The sequence below is a fragment of the Methanolobus sediminis genome, assembly GCF_031312595.1.
GTDB lineage: Archaea > Halobacteriota > Methanosarcinia > Methanosarcinales > Methanosarcinaceae > Methanolobus > Methanolobus sediminis.
Genome location: NZ_CP133592.1, coordinates 406,473 through 426,015 on the forward strand (window position 1 = coordinate 406,473; position 19,543 = coordinate 426,015).

At 41.0% G+C, this 19,543-nt stretch carries 17 protein-coding genes; 5 read left to right on the forward strand and 12 right to left on the reverse strand.

Annotated features, from left to right (window positions below; all coding sequences use genetic code 11):
• Position 1 precedes the first annotated feature (1 nt).
• From RE474_RS01865 to RE474_RS01890, 6 genes are all read right to left on the reverse strand, one after another.
• Complete coding sequence (locus RE474_RS01865; protein ID WP_309311293.1) at positions 2–1,225, reverse strand: MFS transporter; 1,224 nt, start codon at positions 1,223–1,225, stop codon at positions 2–4.
• Between the two features lie 310 nt (positions 1,226–1,535).
• Positions 1,536–1,928, reverse strand: coding sequence for a cupredoxin domain-containing protein (locus RE474_RS01870; RefSeq protein WP_309311294.1), 393 nt, complete (start codon positions 1,926–1,928; stop codon positions 1,536–1,538).
• Positions 1,929–2,000: 72 nt separating this feature from the next.
• A complete protein-coding gene (locus tag RE474_RS01875; RefSeq protein ID WP_309311295.1) occupies positions 2,001–3,692 on the reverse strand; it encodes an ATP-dependent DNA ligase in 1,692 nt (563 codons plus the stop codon).
• 31 nt (positions 3,693–3,723) lie between these two features.
• Positions 3,724–4,719, reverse strand: a complete 996-nt coding sequence (locus RE474_RS01880; RefSeq protein ID WP_309311296.1) for a homoserine dehydrogenase — start codon at positions 4,717–4,719, stop codon at positions 3,724–3,726.
• Positions 4,719–5,228 (reverse strand): amino acid-binding protein, encoded by a 510-nt coding sequence (locus RE474_RS01885; RefSeq protein ID WP_309311297.1) that lies wholly within the window; start codon positions 5,226–5,228, stop codon positions 4,719–4,721. Before RE474_RS01885 ends, RE474_RS01880 begins: the two co-directional genes overlap by 1 nt.
• Before the next feature lie 99 nt (positions 5,229–5,327).
• A complete protein-coding gene (locus tag RE474_RS01890; RefSeq protein ID WP_309311298.1) occupies positions 5,328–6,197 on the reverse strand; it encodes a helix-turn-helix transcriptional regulator in 870 nt (289 codons plus the stop codon).
• A 318-nt stretch (positions 6,198–6,515) separates the two neighbouring features.
• Here RE474_RS01890 and RE474_RS01895 point away from each other — a divergent pair, with 318 nt between their 5' ends.
• The 4 genes from RE474_RS01895 to htpX all read left to right on the forward strand — a co-directional run bounded on the left by RE474_RS01895 (position 6,516) and on the right by htpX (position 10,166).
• Positions 6,516–6,782: a hypothetical protein gene (locus tag RE474_RS01895; RefSeq protein WP_309311299.1), complete on the forward strand. Its 267-nt coding sequence runs from the start codon at positions 6,516–6,518 to the stop codon at positions 6,780–6,782.
• A gap of 233 nt (positions 6,783–7,015) precedes the next feature.
• Entirely contained in the window at positions 7,016–8,533 is a 1,518-nt protein-coding gene (locus RE474_RS01900) for a PKD domain-containing protein (RefSeq protein WP_309311300.1), read from the forward strand.
• Between the two features lie 32 nt (positions 8,534–8,565).
• Complete coding sequence (locus RE474_RS01905; RefSeq protein WP_309311301.1) at positions 8,566–8,838, forward strand: hypothetical protein; 273 nt, start codon at positions 8,566–8,568, stop codon at positions 8,836–8,838.
• Between the two features lie 467 nt (positions 8,839–9,305).
• Positions 9,306–10,166 (forward strand): zinc metalloprotease HtpX, encoded by an 861-nt coding sequence (gene htpX, locus RE474_RS01910; protein WP_309311302.1) that lies wholly within the window; start codon positions 9,306–9,308, stop codon positions 10,164–10,166.
• A 32-nt stretch (positions 10,167–10,198) separates the two neighbouring features.
• On the opposite strand, the gene RE474_RS01915 is transcribed toward htpX, so the two are convergent.
• Entirely contained in the window at positions 10,199–10,633 is a 435-nt protein-coding gene (locus tag RE474_RS01915; RefSeq protein ID WP_309311303.1) for a DUF488 domain-containing protein, read from the reverse strand.
• Positions 10,634–10,975: 342 nt separating this feature from the next.
• On the opposite strand from RE474_RS01915, the gene aroA reads away from it, so the two are divergent.
• Positions 10,976–12,253 (forward strand): 3-phosphoshikimate 1-carboxyvinyltransferase, encoded by a 1,278-nt coding sequence (aroA, locus tag RE474_RS01920; protein WP_309311304.1) that lies wholly within the window; start codon positions 10,976–10,978, stop codon positions 12,251–12,253.
• 117 nt (positions 12,254–12,370) lie between these two features.
• Here the strand turns inward: aroA and RE474_RS01925 are convergent, their stop codons facing one another.
• The 5 genes from RE474_RS01925 to RE474_RS01945 form a co-directional block, all read right to left on the reverse strand.
• Positions 12,371–12,889, reverse strand: a complete 519-nt coding sequence (locus RE474_RS01925) for a hypothetical protein (protein ID WP_309311305.1) — start codon at positions 12,887–12,889, stop codon at positions 12,371–12,373.
• 121 nt (positions 12,890–13,010) lie between these two features.
• A complete protein-coding gene (locus tag RE474_RS01930) occupies positions 13,011–13,565 on the reverse strand; it encodes an XTP/dITP diphosphatase (protein WP_309311306.1) in 555 nt (184 codons plus the stop codon).
• Positions 13,558–14,130 (reverse strand): Kae1-associated kinase Bud32, encoded by a 573-nt coding sequence (locus tag RE474_RS01935; RefSeq protein ID WP_309311307.1) that lies wholly within the window; start codon positions 14,128–14,130, stop codon positions 13,558–13,560. The genes RE474_RS01930 and RE474_RS01935 overlap by 8 nt, the downstream gene beginning before the upstream one ends.
• Entirely contained in the window at positions 14,127–15,146 is a 1,020-nt protein-coding gene (locus tag RE474_RS01940; RefSeq protein WP_309311308.1) for a bifunctional N(6)-L-threonylcarbamoyladenine synthase/serine/threonine protein kinase, read from the reverse strand. Before RE474_RS01940 ends, RE474_RS01935 begins: the two co-directional genes overlap by 4 nt.
• Before the next feature lie 38 nt (positions 15,147–15,184).
• Complete coding sequence (locus tag RE474_RS01945; protein WP_309311309.1) at positions 15,185–19,474, reverse strand: PGF-pre-PGF domain-containing protein; 4,290 nt, start codon at positions 19,472–19,474, stop codon at positions 15,185–15,187.
• Positions 19,475–19,543: the final 69 nt, after the last annotated feature.

Sequence of the window (19,543 nt, forward strand, 5' to 3'; positions counted from 1 at the left end):
TTCAACCTGTTGTTCTGACCTGTGAGTCTGTCGGTTCTTTTATACCAACAATTACAAGCAGGAGTGAAATTAACAACATTACGGCACAGATATAGAAAGGCAATTCAAATGATATGTAACCTGCGAGGATACCTCCCATTATTGGACCTAATGCCATTCCCGCCGCCTGCGAAGCTGTGATGGAACTTACCTTTGAACTAACTGCTATTCCTGCAAGGTCAACTGCAAGAGCCATTACAGGTGTTTCCACTGCGGCCATGGATATTCCTTGTATCGCACGCAGAATTATTAGCTGAGTTACGTTATCCACATACCCGAGACCAATAACAATAGGGATGTTCAGCAATAATCCCATTGCAATGATTTTTTTCCTCCCTAATCTGTCAGAAAGTATTCCCATGGGAGTCTGGAACAGCACTCTTACTATAACATAAGCGGACACTGCTATGCTAAGGGAGATCTCACCGGTCCCAAGTCTTGATTCATACTCCGGCAGGAAGGCAAATATTATCATGATACCTGTCATCATCATGAACATTGCAACGGAAAGAATGATGAACTGGAAGCCTTTTGCAGGCTCCTGTGATGATGCAGATGATGGCTGTCCGTTATGTGTTTCGGATACAAAGAACGATATCAGTATTAAACTTGCAATCCCAAGCAGTGCGCACACATAGAATGCGGTTACATAACCAAAGTAACTGGCTATTACACCACCTGCAATGGATCCCGTACCGAATCCAAATCCCCGGACTGTGGAATAGATACCTATTGCAGTTCCTCTTGTGCTCTTTGATGAAAGATGCGTTACCATTGCAACGATTGCAGGAACAGTAGCACCTACTGTTATTCCCTGGACTATCCTTAATAATATCATGTAATCAAAATTACTGGTATTTGCATAAGTAAATGATATCAGGGTAAAGCCTGCCATTCCCATTACCACAAAGGGTTTCCTTCTGTTCAGGTTATCTGACAAACGACCAAAGAATGGTTGGGAGAGAGCATTTGACAGACCGAAAACCGTTGCTATAAGTCCGGCCCTGAATACGATGGGAGTTCCGGAAAAGATATTGCTGTCCATGCCAACAATGTAAAGCGGCAGCAGGAACGCCAGCATTCCGGTCCCCAGATCCTTGAATAATTTGGACAGGGAAAGAACATAAAGTGCAGGGTTCAATTTATCATGAGTATTTGATGATTTTAGGGATGCTGGATCCTTCATATAACACCTGATTGTAGTTTAAAGTATAAAATACCGGATATGCAATTACTGTTTATCGATCCAGCTACATGGTGAAATTTGGTGATTATTGGAAAATAATACTTTGTAGCAATATAGTCTTAAAAATGCCAGTAGAATGCCTCCTATGAAATAGTGAATCCCGGGATAGAATATTGTGAACTGGATGACCAGTGTCATGAAGAATGCAACTACATTCAGATTTCTGTTATTTGTTCTAAAAAATGACCATTTCATTCCGGAATAGCCGGAACTTAAGGTCATAAAGACTTTATTGTCTTGTAACTGATGATCATTCCACAACTATGAAACCAATATTTGTCCATGGATGAGTTACAAGCTGGTATTTGTATGTGCCTTTGTTTGTAAAAGTATAAGTGAAAGTGTCATCTTTCCTGAGTGTAGGAGACTGGAAAATCCCACCGCCAACCAGAGTACCTTTTATGATAAATGCCACAGAATCATTGTTGATCCACATGACAGTATCCCCTGATGAGATAGTCACATAATCCGGATGAAAAGCATATTTTTCAATATACACAATAGTGTCAGCATTAACTGATCCCTGATCAGAAACATTCTCTTCTGTAACATCATCTGTTGCATTATTGTCAACGCAACCTGAAAATGTCAGACCGACAAGTGATATTAATAAAATAAGGAACGCAAGACTTCTAATTCTCATATTTAAGATGATTTACTATTGCCTAATAACACTTTTGATTAAATAGAAAAAGAAGCGTAATGAACCGGACATTCAGTTCCTTTCACGCTGCACAAGATACATCTCTTCAAGACGGCCGATTGTCTCTACATCTTCAATGGATTTATCAGACCTTACATTGACAAGCCTTGGGAATCGAAGAGCGTAACCTGACTCGTAATTGACACTTTTCTGTATCTCTTCAAAGGCAACCTCAAAGATGACCTCAGGTTTGATCTCAACCTCTGTGCCAACTTCAGTGACAATAAGATCAGAAAATAGCTCTGTAAGTTCTGCAAGCTGTTCATCGGAAAATCCTGTTGCCACACGCCCTACTGGCAGGAAACGGCCTGTATCAGGGTCATGACACGCAAGTGCATAGGAACCAAGGAAACTTGTACGTCTTCCGTATCCCCATTCTGCTCCGATAACCACAAGGTCCAGTGTCTCCATTACCGGCTTTTTCTTAAGCCAGTTCTTACCCCTCTTTCCAGGAGAATAAGGAGACTGCGGATTCTTGATCATGACACCTTCATGACCTGCTTTCAGGGCATCGTTGTAAATTTCCATTATCCTGTCAAGATCATCTGTAATAAACTGGGTGTCAACCTTTATTTTATCCCCTGACTTGACACAGCTTTCAAGTTTTTCTCTTCTCTGGACAAGAGGAAGATCAAGCAATTCCTCACCGTTCAGATACATTATATCAAAAAGATTCAGTATGAGGGGAATCTCACGTGCAGTTGACTGTACATCATACTTTCTCCTGAAACGTTTCAGTATGTCCTGGAATGCCCTTGGCCTGCCATTCTCATCAATTGCAACTGCCTCACCGTCAAGTATTGCAGACTGCGCATCGATGTTTTCCCTTACAGCTTCCACAATATCCGGCAGAGAGTCAGTTATGTTCTCAAGCCTGCGGGAGAAAAGTGTAATATTGTCGCCTTCTTTATGGATCTGAACCCTGGCACCGTCGAATTTCCATTCAACAGCTGCGGTTCCCAGATCAGAAAGTGCAACTTCAAAATCAGGAGTTACCTGTGCCAGCATCATACGAATTGGACGATTAAGTTCAAGTCCCAGGGACTGAACTGCATCCCTGCCGCCTTCTCTTGCGGTTACGGCTACAAGTCCAAGGTCATTTGTAAGCATGAAAGCTCTTTCAATCTCTTCAGACGGAACGTCAAAAGCCTTTGAGATCGCGTCTCTGACAATTCCTTCACCTACTCCGATCCTCAGCTCTTCCACTGAAATACGAGCTATGTAGCCTACTTCTTCGGATGAGGCAGAATTAAAAAGATACTGGAGATTCTTCATCTTAGATGTCTGGGAACCTTTGCCGGATGTTTTGGATATAGCCTGGAATCTCTCAAAAACCTCCAGAATTGAAAGGTCTGAATTATCTTCCATAAAAGAAGAAAAAGTAGCCTGGCCGGTTGATACTTTTTTCAGTGCTTTGACTGCTGTTTCGCCGATGTCACCGGTTTCCCTCACCAGCTCCTTGATATCAGCAACTGAAAGTCCTGCTGATTTTGCAAGGGCACTGTAAAGAATACCTGCACCGACACCAATCTCCTCACTGCTCCAGGCAGGAAATATCTCACCCATTACAAAATGAGTTACTACAGGAAGTTCTTCAGGAGTAACCTTTTCAAGTAACTCTGCAACCAGAGCAGTCATATCAAGGGAACCCGGAGTCCCTTCGATAACCTTGCATGCCCTGGCAAATTCTTTGAAACTTGTCATTAATACACCCTTGTAATACGGATGCCGGACTTTAGTCCCTGTAAATGGATATCATATCACTGAGGATTGCGCTTGCGGTCTCTATGGAACCTGCACCACGTCCTGTTACAGTGATCGGACCTGAAAGGTCAGTCTGAACTGAAGCAACGTTAAGGGAACCACCAACAGCAAGCGGATGGTCTATTGGCACAAGCTTTGGTGCAACATTGATTCTGCTGTCGTTGACCTCTCCGATGAGTTTGATGACATAACCCTCGTTCTGGGCCAGAAGCAATGCTTCAGGTGTGATCTTGGTAATTCCGGTAATGGTCACATCCTCATGTGTTGCGTTCATACCGAAGACACAGTTTGCAAGGATGACAAGTTTACATGCAGTGTCAATTCCCTCAACATCATAGGTCGGATCGGTTTCAGCATATCCAAGTTCCTGAGCTTCTGCAAGCATCTGCTCATAAGGAGCATGTTCTTCCATCATGCGAGTAAGGATATAATTGCAGGTTCCGTTAAAAATTCCTTCAACATTGGTAATGGTATTACCTGCAAGCACATCGTTTGCAAGGTTAAGGACAGGCATTGCACCGCCAACTGTTGCCTCGAACCTGAAACGTGAACCTCCGGCTTTTGCAACTTCGATGAGTTCACCATATTTCATTGCAAGAGGACCTTTGTTTGATGTGACAACATCTCTTCCATGCTTAAAAGCTGCAAGCATGTTCTGAAGGCCAACACCACCTGTAACTATATTGGTGGGAGTGGTCTCAACTATAAGATCATGGTCGATTGTTTCGATAATTTCAAGGCCGGTGAGCTTTTCAGAACCTACGACACCTTCACTTTGTTTTCTGACAAGTACCGCACTAAGGTCAACACCATTTTCATTGATCGTTGCTGTTCTTGAATCTGCAACAGCAACTACCCTGAAATCAAGTCCCAGCTTTTCAAGGTACTCTTTTTTATCAATTAGCACTCTGGCAACACCCTGGCCTACAGCGCCAAAACCAATAATAGAGACACGAATCGTTTTCATCAGGCCACCCCTATACTTTTTATTGGTTCAATTACCAGCAGATCCTTTTTCTTTGCTATCTCCTTTAACAGAGCAATGGCTGATTCCATATGCTCCTTGCTTATTGCATCTATCTTTAATGATGCTGAAGATGCCATGTTTATCTTAGGCATTGAAAGGTTAAGGTCAACAACTTCTGCGTAGCCTGTCTTGTCAATGGTATCAATGGTGTCCTGTATATCTGTGTGGACTATATGCCCTATAAGCATCACTGCACCGTGCTCGAAAAATTTCTTTTCATCAATGCGTGCGATACCAATTCCATTTTCTTCAAGGCTTGAAACAATATCATTAAGCTTGTCTGGTTTTATCTCAAAAACCAGCTGAACCGGAATGGTTCCGCGGGGAGTTCTTTTTTCATGGTGATGAACCACCGAAATTAAATTACCTTTAAGCTCGGAAACCGGTCTCAAAGCTAAAATCAACTGCCCGGGAATATCTTTTAACTCAATATCCATGGAAACTCGCATGTATACCCTCATAATCTCATAAATACATAAATAGAACTATTGTGAATGTTTACATTCATACTCGTTAAATACAGTTATACGTTTTGGTTTGCCTTTTTATCATTTATCATCATCATAACCTTTATCAGATGATTCGGTCACTTCTTCCCCGGAATCCACATTATCTGTCAAATCCGGATCTTCAAGAATAATGATGTTGCCTCGACCTTTTTTGAATTTACGCACAATTCCCCTGCTTTCAAGGTCAGAGACCATCAGGCTGACCTTGGCCTCAGAATGCTTTACTTTGGTGCGAAGATCTTTTTGTGTAATTCTGCCATCGTTCTTTACAATAATGGAAATCACTTCGCGCAGATCTTCTGGCAGATCGCCCAGACCAGCTATTGAATCTTCAGGCGCATATTCATATGACAAATCATATAATGATGAATCTTCTGAGGTAGAAGCATCTTTCTTTTGTTTTAGTATAAGTATAACAAGAACTCCGGCAATAACAAGAACCAGAAGAACTATAGTTACCACAACTGAGCTTTCTGGCATGGAATATGAGGAACCTTCTTTATCAGATTCTGAAAAGTTGGCTATGTCGTCAAGTTCTGCAAAATCGTTTTCATTAAGCAATGGATCATTATAATAGACAGGATACAGGATCAGATCCAGCACATAATCACCATCATCCGTAATGGTGATCTCTTCTTCAGTATATGCCGCCAGTTCATTTGCACTGTAATAACTGGCAGATATCAGGTAGGTTCCAGGGTCAAGCTTAAAGGAATAAATGCCGTAATTTGCAAGCATTGACTGGGAAGGCGTTGAATTGACCTCCACAATGACATGTTCAAGAGGATCAAATGAATCCCACTCATATACAGCACCATGTATTGTTGCCTCCTGGGCTGATGCCGTATGACCAAGAACTGCAAATAAAATAATACTCAAGCTAAGCAGGATTATTTTTTTGTTCAACACAGGATGTATATTTACATAGTACACCCATATAATAGTTACTTCTAATGGCAATCTGAAGTATTATAAAGTTTTATCAAGTAAAATAAACTGTTTTAAGACTTTATTCACTATTGAAGCACTCATAAAGTTTCCGTGAAGTAAAGTATGCTTATATCCCGCTCTGCCTATGATGGGTTTGCAAGTGCAGATTGAAAACAACTATACTACCAAGATAGGACAATGTCAACCGCAAATTTAACCACCATGACAATGTCAGGCTTGCACTTGCCAATGGTCAAAATAAAAGAAAGAAAATTAGAAACAAATAGAGGGAGAATAATGAACACTCGAAAACTTTCACTGATTGCTGCAGCACTTATGCTGTTCAGCTTATTTGCAGTATCTGCTATGGCTGCTGATCAGGACAGAACAAAAGTACAACAGAAGTTGCAAGATGGGTCATGTACTACATTAATAGTAGACAGTAATGGAGATGGGATTTGCGACAACTTTGTAGATGAAGACGGAGACGGAGTCTGTGACAACTGTCCAAACGGTGGAGACTGTGATGGAACAGGCCCACATGGTCCAAGATACTGTCAGTAAGATGGGGATTGAAAACAGACCCGCAATAGAAAGTGATCATGCATTGGTCAAAGCATGATCTAAAAACGAAAGTAAAACGAGAGCAGAAAGGGAGAAATAAATGGGATAATCCTTCACACGGATTTGTCCCATTTATACATTACAATTTACAGACCTTTATATATAAAAAACTAAATTCATATTCATAAGAAGATATTATAAAATTAAATAAAGGAGAACTGGAGAGAACTCTTATGATGAGAAAAACAAAAAATGGAATGCGAATAATTACGATTTTTGCAGTAATGATGATGCTTATTAGTGTTATACCAACGGGTGCAATGGCAGCATCAGATAACGCAAAGAACAATAATGTCAAATTAACCGAAAATAATGGAAACATCAAATCAGCCGGAGATAATGGTAATGGAAATCTAGCTGATGACAGCACTGATGATGAAGAGAATGCTAAGATCACTGGCAGAGGGAATAATGCTGCATCCAACTATAACGATGCAAAGGTCAAGTTTGCCAATATAAAGTCCCAGAATCCGAATCTTAATACTGAAGAAGCCATCAATGCCACAAAAGATTATCTTAATGAAACAATTGACTATATGATATCTCTTCTCGATGAGGATAGTGAGTACATAGACGACCTTAAAGACGTACAAACCAAAGTTCTTGAAGAAGATGAAACCAGAAAGGATCTAGCTGATTCTGCAAAGACAATAAAGAATATCTGGAATGATGCTCGCAAGGAACATGCAACATCTGCCAGTAAGGCCGTTGATAACAAGATAAATGGTATTCTTCAGGCATCTGAGAACCTGAGAGTGCGTCTTAATAATGAGATTAACACCATGGAAGAGAATGGGAAGAATGTAGATGACCTTAGAGATATGCTCGGTGAATACGAGGGACTTATTGAGCAGGCCAGAAATAGATATGCTAACGGGAACACTGTTGAAGCAGGAAAGGACATCAAGGATGCAAATGGTATTCTCAGGAACATTCTCAAGGAACTCAAGCAGGAAAGAGAAGGTGTAGTAGTACTCACTGGAAATGGTACTCTTCATGCAGAAGGTAACGGTACTGTAGTACTTTCAGGAAACCTTACCATAGACATCACAGCTGATGATTATGCAAAACTTGTGATAAAGGACCTCGCAGGAGATGCTGATATCAATGCGGATGATGCAGAATATGATACATCTAACATCGATGCAGGTAACAGCACAGATAACAACCGTGCATTCGTCTTCATAAACATCACAGGTGAAGTTAATATTACTGGAAGTCGCCTTACAGTGATGGTCAGTGGAGAGGACATCAAACTCGATGTGGACGGAACGGGTACTGCAGTACTTTCAGGTGAAGGTACCTATACGGTCGGTGATGGAGATGAAGAAGGAGACTGGGCAAGCCGTTATACAGGCGACGATGAAGACAATGAAGACGCCACGGATGAAGATGATAATGTAACAGTCGTAGCAAACTTCACTTACAATATTGACGGTCTTAACGTGACTTTTAATGATGCATCTGCCAATGCTTCTTCATGGTACTGGGATTTTGATGATGGTAATTATTCAACAGAACAATATCCAACACATGAATATGCCCTTTATGATGAATACAACGTTAGTCTGACAGCATATGAATCTGATAACAATAAATTGAACAATGATTCAATTACACAGATCATTATGTTGACAGATGATCAGAATAGTGAGGAAAACAACGACGATCAAAACGTGACTGAGAGCTAAATAAACCGGAGTTAGAAGATAGGTGGTTGTATATGATAAAAATCGGAAAAGTGATTATCATTACTGTGGTGCTCTTCAGTCTTATCATCTCAGGATGTACCGATAAAGAAAGTAGTACTCAGGAAAAGAACAATCTAAGCAGCAGTGCTGATCAAAACCTCAGTATTGCCGACGAATTACTCAGCCAGGAAATGGTAGGAATTACTGATACAGAAATTCAGGATATGGAATCTAACCTTGCCGAGCTTGAGAAAATGCTTAACACAACGGAACAGGAAGAAGATATTAATATAGAAGATATATGAACCGGAACATTCTAAATGTTCCATCTTACTTTTTCAATTTATCTTTTCCTAATATAGAATATAGATTTCTTTTTCTTTTTTGCTGCAACATTACTGAATCTTGCAGATATGATAATGCACAAAAATAATTGTTTTCTTCAGTGTTTATTTGAGTCTCAGTAATGTAAGTGCTGCAAGTATTGCCCGTGCAAATGATAGTGGAAATGATGATGAAATTGCAGAACGTGATTTAAAAACGGCACATGTCTGAAGTATTGAATAATTTTGCCGGAAACGGCAAATTTCAATTTTATTTTCTTTTTCTGCAACTATAATTGATTCAAATAATAAAGCCGTTTGAATCTGTTTTGTTGCATTTGACATGATTATTTCATAGGAAAAAGTATCCGAATGTAGAGTTATCTTTTTATAGATGAACAAACAACAGTTTTAGACTTAGAAATGACATCATATCTAAGAGGAAAATTATGGGAAATATGCTAAAAACCACTTTATTACTGGCATCTCTTACCGGTTTACTGGTTATTGTAGGCCAGTTGCTCGGTGGAACGTCAGGAATGATAATTGCATTCATATTTGCAATTGTCATGAACTTTGGAAGCTACTGGTATAGTGATAAAATAGTCCTGAAAATGTATCGTGCTCAGGAAGTTACTGCAGCCGAAGCTCCGCAATTATATGGAATTGTACAGAAACTTGCCATGCGTGCAAATATGCCAATGCCAAAGGTATATATTGTGAATACTTCAATGCCAAATGCATTTGCAACAGGCAGAGACCCACAGCATGCAGCAGTAGCTGCAACCACCGGGATACTTGACCTGTTAAACGCAGAGGAACTTGAAGGTGTCCTTGCACACGAACTTTCACATGTAAAACACAGAGACACGCTCATTAGTGCCATTGCAGCAACCATTGCCGGTGTCATTACAATGATCGCAACCTGGGTCAAATGGGCGGCAATATTTGGCGGTTTCGGTAGCAGAGACAGCGAAGGCGGCGGGAATATTATCGGATTCCTTGCGCTTGCTATCGTAGCACCAATTGCAGCAACGGTCATCCAGTTTGCAATTTCAAGATCAAGGGAATTCGCAGCGGATGAAGAAGGAGCACGCATATCACAGAAACCCTGGGCTCTTGCCAGTGCCCTTGAGAAACTGGAATATGGAAGCAACAACTACCGTCCAAGAAGAGGCGATGTACAGGCATCCGAAACCACTGCGCACATGTTCATCGTAAACCCGCTGAAAGGACACTCTCTGATGAATCTGTTCAGGACACACCCTGCAACAGAGGAACGTATAAGGCGTCTGCGTGCAATGCATTAATCAAATAAGATACTATTCAAGTTAAAATATAGTTAGAAATTAAAGAGGCTTGTCTGTCCCTGTTCTACAAGATGGATAACCTCAATACCTTTTTCTTCAAGTTTATTTGAAAGATAGTGCCTGTGGCATCCTTTTGGACTTTTCTCGGCACACATTAGAACTATCCTGCCGTCTTCAGAGTTTACCTTGCTGATAAGCGAAATCAGTTTTTTCAGGCTGCTTTGGAATGACTCCGTATCCATGTACTCCACGTATGTGGAATCACGCATTCCTCCGACACCTTCACAATGGTAATAAAGAATACCGTTCTTCGGAAGTATATCTTCCAGCGACTCCCTGTCATATTCCTTGAAAGTTGACTGCGGATACCTTCGTATATCGACCAGATGTGTTATCCTGTTCTTTGCCAGCATGAAAATAAACTCATCAAGCTGCCGATTTCCGTATCCTATGGTATAGCACTTCATTTTTAGCACCATCGTGTGTAATGGACAATGTATTATATGCCGATATCGAATTATTTATTCTGGGAATTTTGCGGCATATAATAAAAAGGAAGCGGAAGAGATGGCAATAAAAACACGGGCTTTACTGACATAAAAAAAGTATTTAAGAAAAAAAGTGTTCATTTATTCATCAGTGGTATTGTATTACATCGATAAGAATATCATTGAGAAAGGCATTTTGTCAAAAGTAACCAGGGATTGTTCATATTTGCATAAAGCTATTGAAATTGATTCATATCTGAATACAGGGAATGAGATTTTAAGATCTAACATTACATTTTATAGAATCCGAGAGAGGATAAAATGAAAGTATCTGTCAGCACTTCAAAAGTAAATGGTGAGGTTTTCGCACCACCATCAAAAAGCTATACTCATCGTGCAATTACAATTGCCGCACTGTCCGATGACTGTGTGATCCACCGTCCCCTTATGTCAGCCGATACACTTGCAAGTATCCGTGCAGCAGAAGCATTGGGAGCAAGCATTGAGAAATACGAGGATAGAATTCACGTAAAGGGAGTGAATGGCAAACCTCACGTTCCAAACAACGTCATTGATGTTGCAAACTCCGGAACTACACTGCGTTTTATGACAGCTGTGTCAGCGCTTACAAACGGAGTTACTGTACTTACAGGCGACAGTTCAATCAGGAACAGGCCAAACCAGCCTCTCCTTGATGTCCTGAACAAACTTGGTGTTGAAGCATACTCCACCAGAGGAAACGGCTGTGCACCCATAGTTGTGCGTGGAGGGCTTAAAGGCGCCATTACAACAATTGACGGGTCCATCAGTTCACAGTTCATATCAGCACTTCTTATTGCCTGTCCGCTGACCACACAGAGCACAACACTCTCAATCAAAGGTGAGATGAAGTCAAGACCATATGTTGATGTTACAATGGAACTGATAGAACAGGCAGGTGCAGAGATCCTTGTGGAAGAAGGAAATACAATCAAGTTCATCATCCCTGCAAACCAGAGGTACAACCTGAAAGAGTACACTGTTCCTGGAGACTTCTCTTCAGCTTCATACTTGCTTGCAGCCGCTGCGGTAACAGGGTCTACTGTTATAGTGAAGAACCTGTTCCCATCAAAACAGGGCGACATTGAAATAATTGAAGTCCTTGAACGTATGGGTGCAAAGATAGCCTGGGACAAAGAGAAAGGTGTGGCAGAGATCACAGGTAACGGCCTTCAGGCAACAACTTTCGATGCAGGTGCAACACCTGACCTTGTACCAACAATTGCAGTTCTGGCTGCATGTGCAGATGGAACAACTGTGATAGAGAATGCAGAACACGTTCGTTACAAGGAAACCGACAGGTTACATGCAATGGCAATGGAACTTACCAAAATGGGAATCTCTGTCAGGGAAGAACCTGATCAGCTTACTATCACAGGTGGCACACTCAGAGGAGCCGAGCTTCATGGATGGCACGACCACAGGATAATAATGGCACTGACCATTGCAGGAATGGTTGCCGGAGATACGGTAATTGATACTGCTGAGGCCGTGGACATTTCATTCCCCAACTTCTTTGAAGTAATGAAAGAACTGGGTGCAGCGGTAGAACTTATCTAAAGCATCAAATATTACTTACAAAAACAGAATCAACATGGATTTTATTTCATGTTGATCTGAATACTTTTTTATTTTCAATTTTAAGCTTCATACAAACAAAGGGTGCCAGCACTAATTCTAAAAGTGTGATAGGGTATATTTCCCATCATCAAGTATCAACTCGAAATTGAAAGTTCCTGATATCGGACCTTCAACCACTATTCCTGTAGAATCAACACTTTCATCCGGCACCCATAGACCGGTAGAATTATCCAGCTTGCCTTTTTTGAAAATAATGGTATCGCCATCAATGTGATACAGGTTCCTTACACCGCTTTTATACTGGCAGATTATGGTATTGTTCTCAACAATCCATGAACTATCACTAAGATTTCCATTTATATCCGGATCCGGATCCACGCCAAATGACAGAAAACTGACGTCAGGTAATGAGAGTTCAATGTTGCACATCGAACCTTCCGTTAAACTTGCAGCCTGAAGGTTCCGGGCATATCCATCCTGTATTGACACTAAATCCAGAACGGCAGAGTTTATCTGCTTGCTATCCTTAGCTCCAGAGTAAACCGGTGCCATGTTATTCCATGAGAAAGCCATAAGGAAAATAATTGCAGCCGTTATGACAAGATAGAAAACCATTTTCAATGGGACGGTGTCAATACCTCTGGTATCCCTGAAAAAAGAACTGTTTTTAACCCCCAGTTTTTCACATCCCTTTATTATTGATTTATCAATAAAATGCCAATACAATAATTGAAAGTTAGCTTTGTGAATCAAGCCACTCTACAAACTTATCAACAGCGCGCCTGCGGTGTGAAACCGTATTCTTGAATTCATCACCAAGCTCTCCGAAGGTCTTTCCATTGTAATCGAAGATTGGATCATATCCAAACCCACCTGTCCCAAGTTCCTCAAAGGCAATCTTCCCTTCCACAGTTCCTGTAAAGGTCAGCGGCTCAGCTCTGGGTTCACAGTATCCTATAACTGACTTGAACACAGCAGACCTGTCGGTCTCACCTTCCATGATCTTAAGGACTCTTGGATTTCCAAGATTCTTTTCAACAAAAGCAGAATATGGTCCGGGAAAACCGTTTAGTATATTGATAAATAATCCGGAATCGTCCACCATTACAGGCATGCCAAGTTTATCAGATGCCCATTTAGCACCATAGGCGGCAATGGGTTCAAGGTCATCCTCCTGAAGCTCAGGATAACCATCTGTGTTCTGTATAACCTCAAATCCTTTAGCGGCAAGTATATCCTTGACTTCCCTGAACTTTCCCTTATTACCTGTGACAAAAACAATCTTACGCATATCTTCCCCTCTTCTCTATTTCTTTCACTCTTTCAAGCACTTCATCAGCCTGCTCGAATTCATTCCTGTATCCACGGCAGAATGCCTCAATAAGTTTTTCATGGTCCATGTGTGTACTTTCAAATGTCCTGAAAAGGACGTGTACATCCACACCACGTGCTTCGACACTGCCTTCGAAAAAGGACAAACCGAAGTCGATCATGTAAATCTTATCGTTGAAAAGTATGAGATTGGATGTTGTCAGGTCACCATGTACAATTCCGGCTGCATGTAGCTCCGCAACAAGCACACCTATCTGCTCGCTGAGCTTCTCATCGATTACGTGCTTCAGTGCAACTCCATCAATGTACTGCATCTTTATTGTGGAATTCTCAATATCATAAATGATAGGAGTTGGAACACCGGCTCTTCTTGCCTCAGATATTAGCCGTGACTCGGCTTTTGTCCTCTCCTTCCTGATACGCTCATCAAGTTCTTTCAAACGATAGTTCTTCGGAACTCTTTCCTTGATAAGAACACCATCTTCAACCCTGACGACAGCCTCTGCACCATTGGTGAGATTCATGACTGCCTCCCTTCCTCAAAATCCCTGGAAATCCATGTAACATCAACATCATCAGGCCTGAAATTCGGGTTCACGTGTGAGTTCTCAACGTCAATCACATTACCTGAATCATACATCAGGAGTCCAAGATATGCTATCATAGCTCCATTATCTCCCATGAACCTCTTTTCTGGAACATAGAAATTAGCACCGCGCTCGTTACACATAATATCCAGCATTTCCCGAAGTCTGGCGTTAGCACCGACACCACCTGCCAGAAGCACTTCATTCTTTCCGGTGTGTGCAAGCGCACGTTCGGTAACCTCGACTACCATCGCAAAAGCAGTCTCCTGGAATGAATAACAGACATCCTCCATGGAATGATCTTTGAGTGCTGCGGTTGCTGCGGTTGAAAGCCCTGAAAACGATAAGTCCATTCCCTTTACAACATAGGGAAGTGGAATGTAATTTGAAGCATTTTTGGCGAACTGCTCTATCTGCGGTCCTCCCGGATGTCCAAGACCTGCACTGCGTGCAAATTTATCAAAAGCATTTCCAAGTCCGATATCAAGAGTCTCGCCAAATACCCTGTATCGTCCCATCCTGTAAGCCAGAACCTGTGAATTTGCACCACTGACATACAGTGTGACCGGATCAGTTGCCGGAGTTTTCCAGCGCCCAACCTCAACATGGGCAAGACAGTGATTTACACCAACAAGAGGAACATCAAGACTTATTGCAAGCATCCTGGCAACAGTAGCCACAGTACGCAAGCAGGCTCCAAGTCCCGGACCCTGCGAGAATGAGATTGCATCGATATTGGATGCATCGACTCCTTTCTGCCTTGCTTCCTCAAGTACTCCTTTTACCACATAGGAAGCATACTTTGCATGGTGCTGGGCAGCTTCCCTTGGGTGTATCCCGCCAATTGGAGGTCTGTACATGTCGGAAACCTCCGCAATAACATCTTTTTCATTAACGATGGCAGCACTGAGGTTCCACGCAGTGCCCTCAATGCCAAGCACTGTTCCTTTCAACTTGATATCTCCGGCGCTAAATGGGATGGAGTTGAATATTAATCTTGCTGTTTCCTGATGAACACAGATGCAACTGCAATTATTGCCAATGTTACAAGAACTGACAATACAGGTATGCTTTTTCCAGTTTCGCTATTGTTTTCCTCTGCTGTACTCTCATCACTGGTGTCAGACGCAGTAACAAATTCTGTATCACTTTTCTCATCATTCTCTGAATCCAGAGTGATTGGAATATCTGCAGTCACAGCAAACGGAGAGAATCCGGGAGTACTTGCCTCGAAGTAATAATAATCCCCATCTTCACCTGTCTGCTCAGTATCCAGCTTAGTCCAGACATCTTCACTATAGCGATTAAGGACTATTGTATCAATGTTGACATCATTGTCAGCAACCCAGTCCTTGCTTACCTTGAAACCAATTACAGGATCTTTAATATTGCTCTCTATGGCATAACCGGTTTTTCCAACCCATATATTCATATTTTTATATACAAAACCAGAAGCAGATTCGTCCACAAGTGCAGAAGTACTTTTCAGTATCTCTATTGTCACACTGATCCTACCTGCATTTTTCAGTGAAGTGTAGCGGACATAATCAACCTCATTCTGATCCTTGGTAAAATCAAAATCTACAAAATCATCCTTTCCTGCATAAACAGAAAGTACGTCCTTGAATGCAATGTTATCTACATCCTCACCGGTAGATCCACCTCCACCGCCTCCTCCACCGGAAGAGCTACTTGAAGATGATGCACTTGTTGCAGCGCTAGTTCTCACTGATGTATTGTACCATTCACCTATATTTCCTACATAGTCTACCGCACGAAGACTGTAATTGTAAAGAGTGCTGGCACTGAGCCCTGTATCTGTCATTTCAGAACCAGAATAGTTTCCAAGAAGTGAACCATTTGTCCACACTTCCACATGATCGGTGTCTTCTGATGACTCCCACGCAAGAGTAATCGTTGAAGTAGTGCTGGAATTTGTCACACTGCTGATAACCGGTGCTGTATTATCCTCATGTGGAGCATAGATACTAAGGTGAGTGATATTAGTGGTGGTTGTGTTTGCAGTGATATTCACTGTGCTTCTAAATGGAATCCATGTTCCTTCTTCTTCATCATACCATGCAACCAATAGCTTGTTAGTATTATTCACTAGATAAGGGTCGTATCCCAGTGCAAGGGATACATTCCTGCCGAACTGATGTGAGTAATTCATGTCTGATTCATTGTAGACCCTTATATCAAGCACTGTTCCGACAAGTGATGAACCGTTTTCAGGTTCTGTCCCTCTGACTACAGAAGCAGAAATATTTCCTGGATTGGATGATGTACCGCTGATATTGAAATTGAAAACTGGATTACTCACATTCGTACCTATTCCCGGAACAGATATAGTGACAATATCACTTGAACTTGTATTCACAGTCTGTCCAAGGCTGATGTATATAGTAGTATTTGCAGTGAAGTAATCATTCAGCGAATTGTTGTACATAGCACTGATATTGATGGTATTTGTCCCATTTGAAAGAGGGACATTGCTTACATTGAACACTCCGTTTGAAACTGGTTCTGAATAATTGGTCAGAGCTCCGTTCACGTAAATTGAAACATTGGTTGCAACTCCAACTGTTCCGTTCAGTGTGAAACTGTTATCCTCCGGCAAATAATATATAGTTCCAGATTCAGGATAATCAATCTCTGCTGATTCTGTGAATACGGTAAAGTTTACTGTTGTTGAATTGGTATAGTTTGTTATGTCTCTGGCAAATATAGTAAGATTATAATGTCCTTCAGTCATATTAAGAGTTGTATTTAACCAGAAACCTGTTTGATTACTGGAATTGTCTCCATTATCAATGTTGTACCAGAAATCACAATACTTAAGGTTGCTGACGTTGATATCAACAGTTTCTTCCTGTATTACTAAATTCTCTGCAAGACCATCTATTGTTATTATGTTGTCTTCTACACTAACATAGAATCTCCATTCATAGCTAATCTCTTCACTCTTATTTGTAAGAGCAGTTACAGACACATTATGATATCCTTCGTCATATGGTTCTGCAGTGTGATACGAAACGTTGAATCCACCTATTATATTGTCTGAAGAAGGACTTACCTCGTTTCCATCTATTGTCATGTTTATTGTACTCTGGTTAATTCCATACGGATGTGTAAGGTTAAGTGAAACAACAGTTAAATCATCAGTCGTGTAGTTGTTATTTCGAGGATACTCATTAACATCAAATGTGGAACTAATCACAAGTGAAAAGTTCTGTGTCCCTAGTGAAAGTGAGTCATGTGAAAGGTTCTGTGAATCATCTGAATTTATCACTGTTGCATTCACCATAATAGTGTATATTCCAGGGGCTGGGTCTTGGAATTCGATGCCTTCAACATTATTTACAGTATCAGGTCCGTAGTTCCCATAATGTGTTTCGTTGTCTGGTGTAACAATAATTAAATCGAGGTTGTTCACAAGCACTTTGTCTGAAGCATAAAATCCTGGATAATCAGTCCAGACAAGAGTTGTTCTTAAATATTCTGAGTTTTCACTTACAATGTAAGTGACGTTCCATTCAGAATTGTAACTAGCATTATCCGGATCATCGTTCAATGGTTCAGGGTTATCAAAATATCCAATGAAATCCGGATACTGTGGGAATATAGAATTCTCAACATCAACACGTCCCCATCCCTGAAAATAATCCGGTCTTCCCATATTTTCTGAATTTAAGTTATAAGCTCCATTTATCAATGTAGCCTTGATAAGAGCAGCACTTGGATGGGGTACATTCTCTATATCCATATAATACTGTCTTATCAAAGCAGCAGAACCTGCAACAATTGGTGTTGACATACTTGTGCCGCTCATTAGTGCATAATTTGTGTTTAAATACCATGAGTCAATATTAGCTTGGCTGGACTTGACTGACACAATGTTTGTGCCAGGTGCAACCACATCAGGTTTTATTCTGTTTTTTGATATATTATCATCATCAGATGTTTTATCATCTACTGGTCCAAGACTGCTGAAGTACGCAATTTGGCTTATATTGTCAGAACTACTACCATTATCAGGCCTATAATTCTCCGAAGCACCTACTGTCAGCGCATTTTTTGCTGTCCCGGGGGAACCTACTGTACTACTACCCGACGCACCATTGTTACCTGCTGAAAAAAGAATCAACATATCAGGATGCTCCCACATAAACTGATCAACCTGCTGTGACCTTTCAGTATATTCTCCAAGATTCCCGGTATAACCCCAACTGTTGGTATGTATTCTTGTATTTGTACTGGTGTTGTATGCTTGTAAGAACAAATCATTCAAGTCAACTGGAGGGTACAGAATACTACTACTGCCACCAATTGACTGGAATACCAATTGAGCCTCAGGTGCCATTCCACTATAGTTTCCATTGGAAAGTGAACCATTACCAAGCACCGAGCCTGCTACATGGGTCCCATGTCCCAAGTAATCAGCAGCATCATTATCATTTAGGTCTTCGAGATACAATATCCTCCCCCTGATGTCTGCGTGCATGTCAATATTATCCTCGCCATTGTCTAGTCCTGAATCAGCAATGGCAACTATCTGTCCACTACCATTCAGTCCATATGTTTCGTGAACCGTATTTACATTAATGATACCTGCAGCGATGTCATTGTTCACAGTTGGCTGGACGTATTCCTCTATCCAGCTAACACCATTGATAGCTGCTATCTCTGGTATCATTTCTGTGGTTATTTGTACTTTCATTATAGTCCTTGAACCTGAAATAATGGTTCCACCAAGTGACTCAACGGAGTTGGCTATATTTTCATAGTCATCTGAACAAAAAAGCAATACATAGTATGTATTTTCATTATCAGATAGATTCCCTGCTATCTGAACACTGCTGGCATATACCAATTCTGGCTCATATTTATAAGACGATCTGTACTCGCCAATCCATTTGACGAAATCCATCAATCCTACTTGAGCTTTCACGTCATCATTCATCCTGAAAATGAATGCGTTGTTTGGAACATAATCGTAGATTGTGGCTCCTGCATTGATAATTTCCTGCTTCCAGCTATATCTCACTGGGCCTGTGAATTGTACTATGTAATAACTTTCAGTGTTCTCGACGGACACGGTTGAAAGACTCTGAGCTGTAGTGTCATTATTTTCAATTTCAGAAACAGTATCATCAGTATTTATATGTCCTGCTTTTAGGAGAATCAGGCTATTATCATTAGCATATTCAGTGCTTGCGTTTACAGTAGCAATAGAAATAATCAGTATGAATAATATCAGGAGTATGTTTTTAACGTGCATGCAGCACCATCCATTTTGTATACAAAACAGAAATATACTAACATTCATATTTATAGATTCTGCCGAATA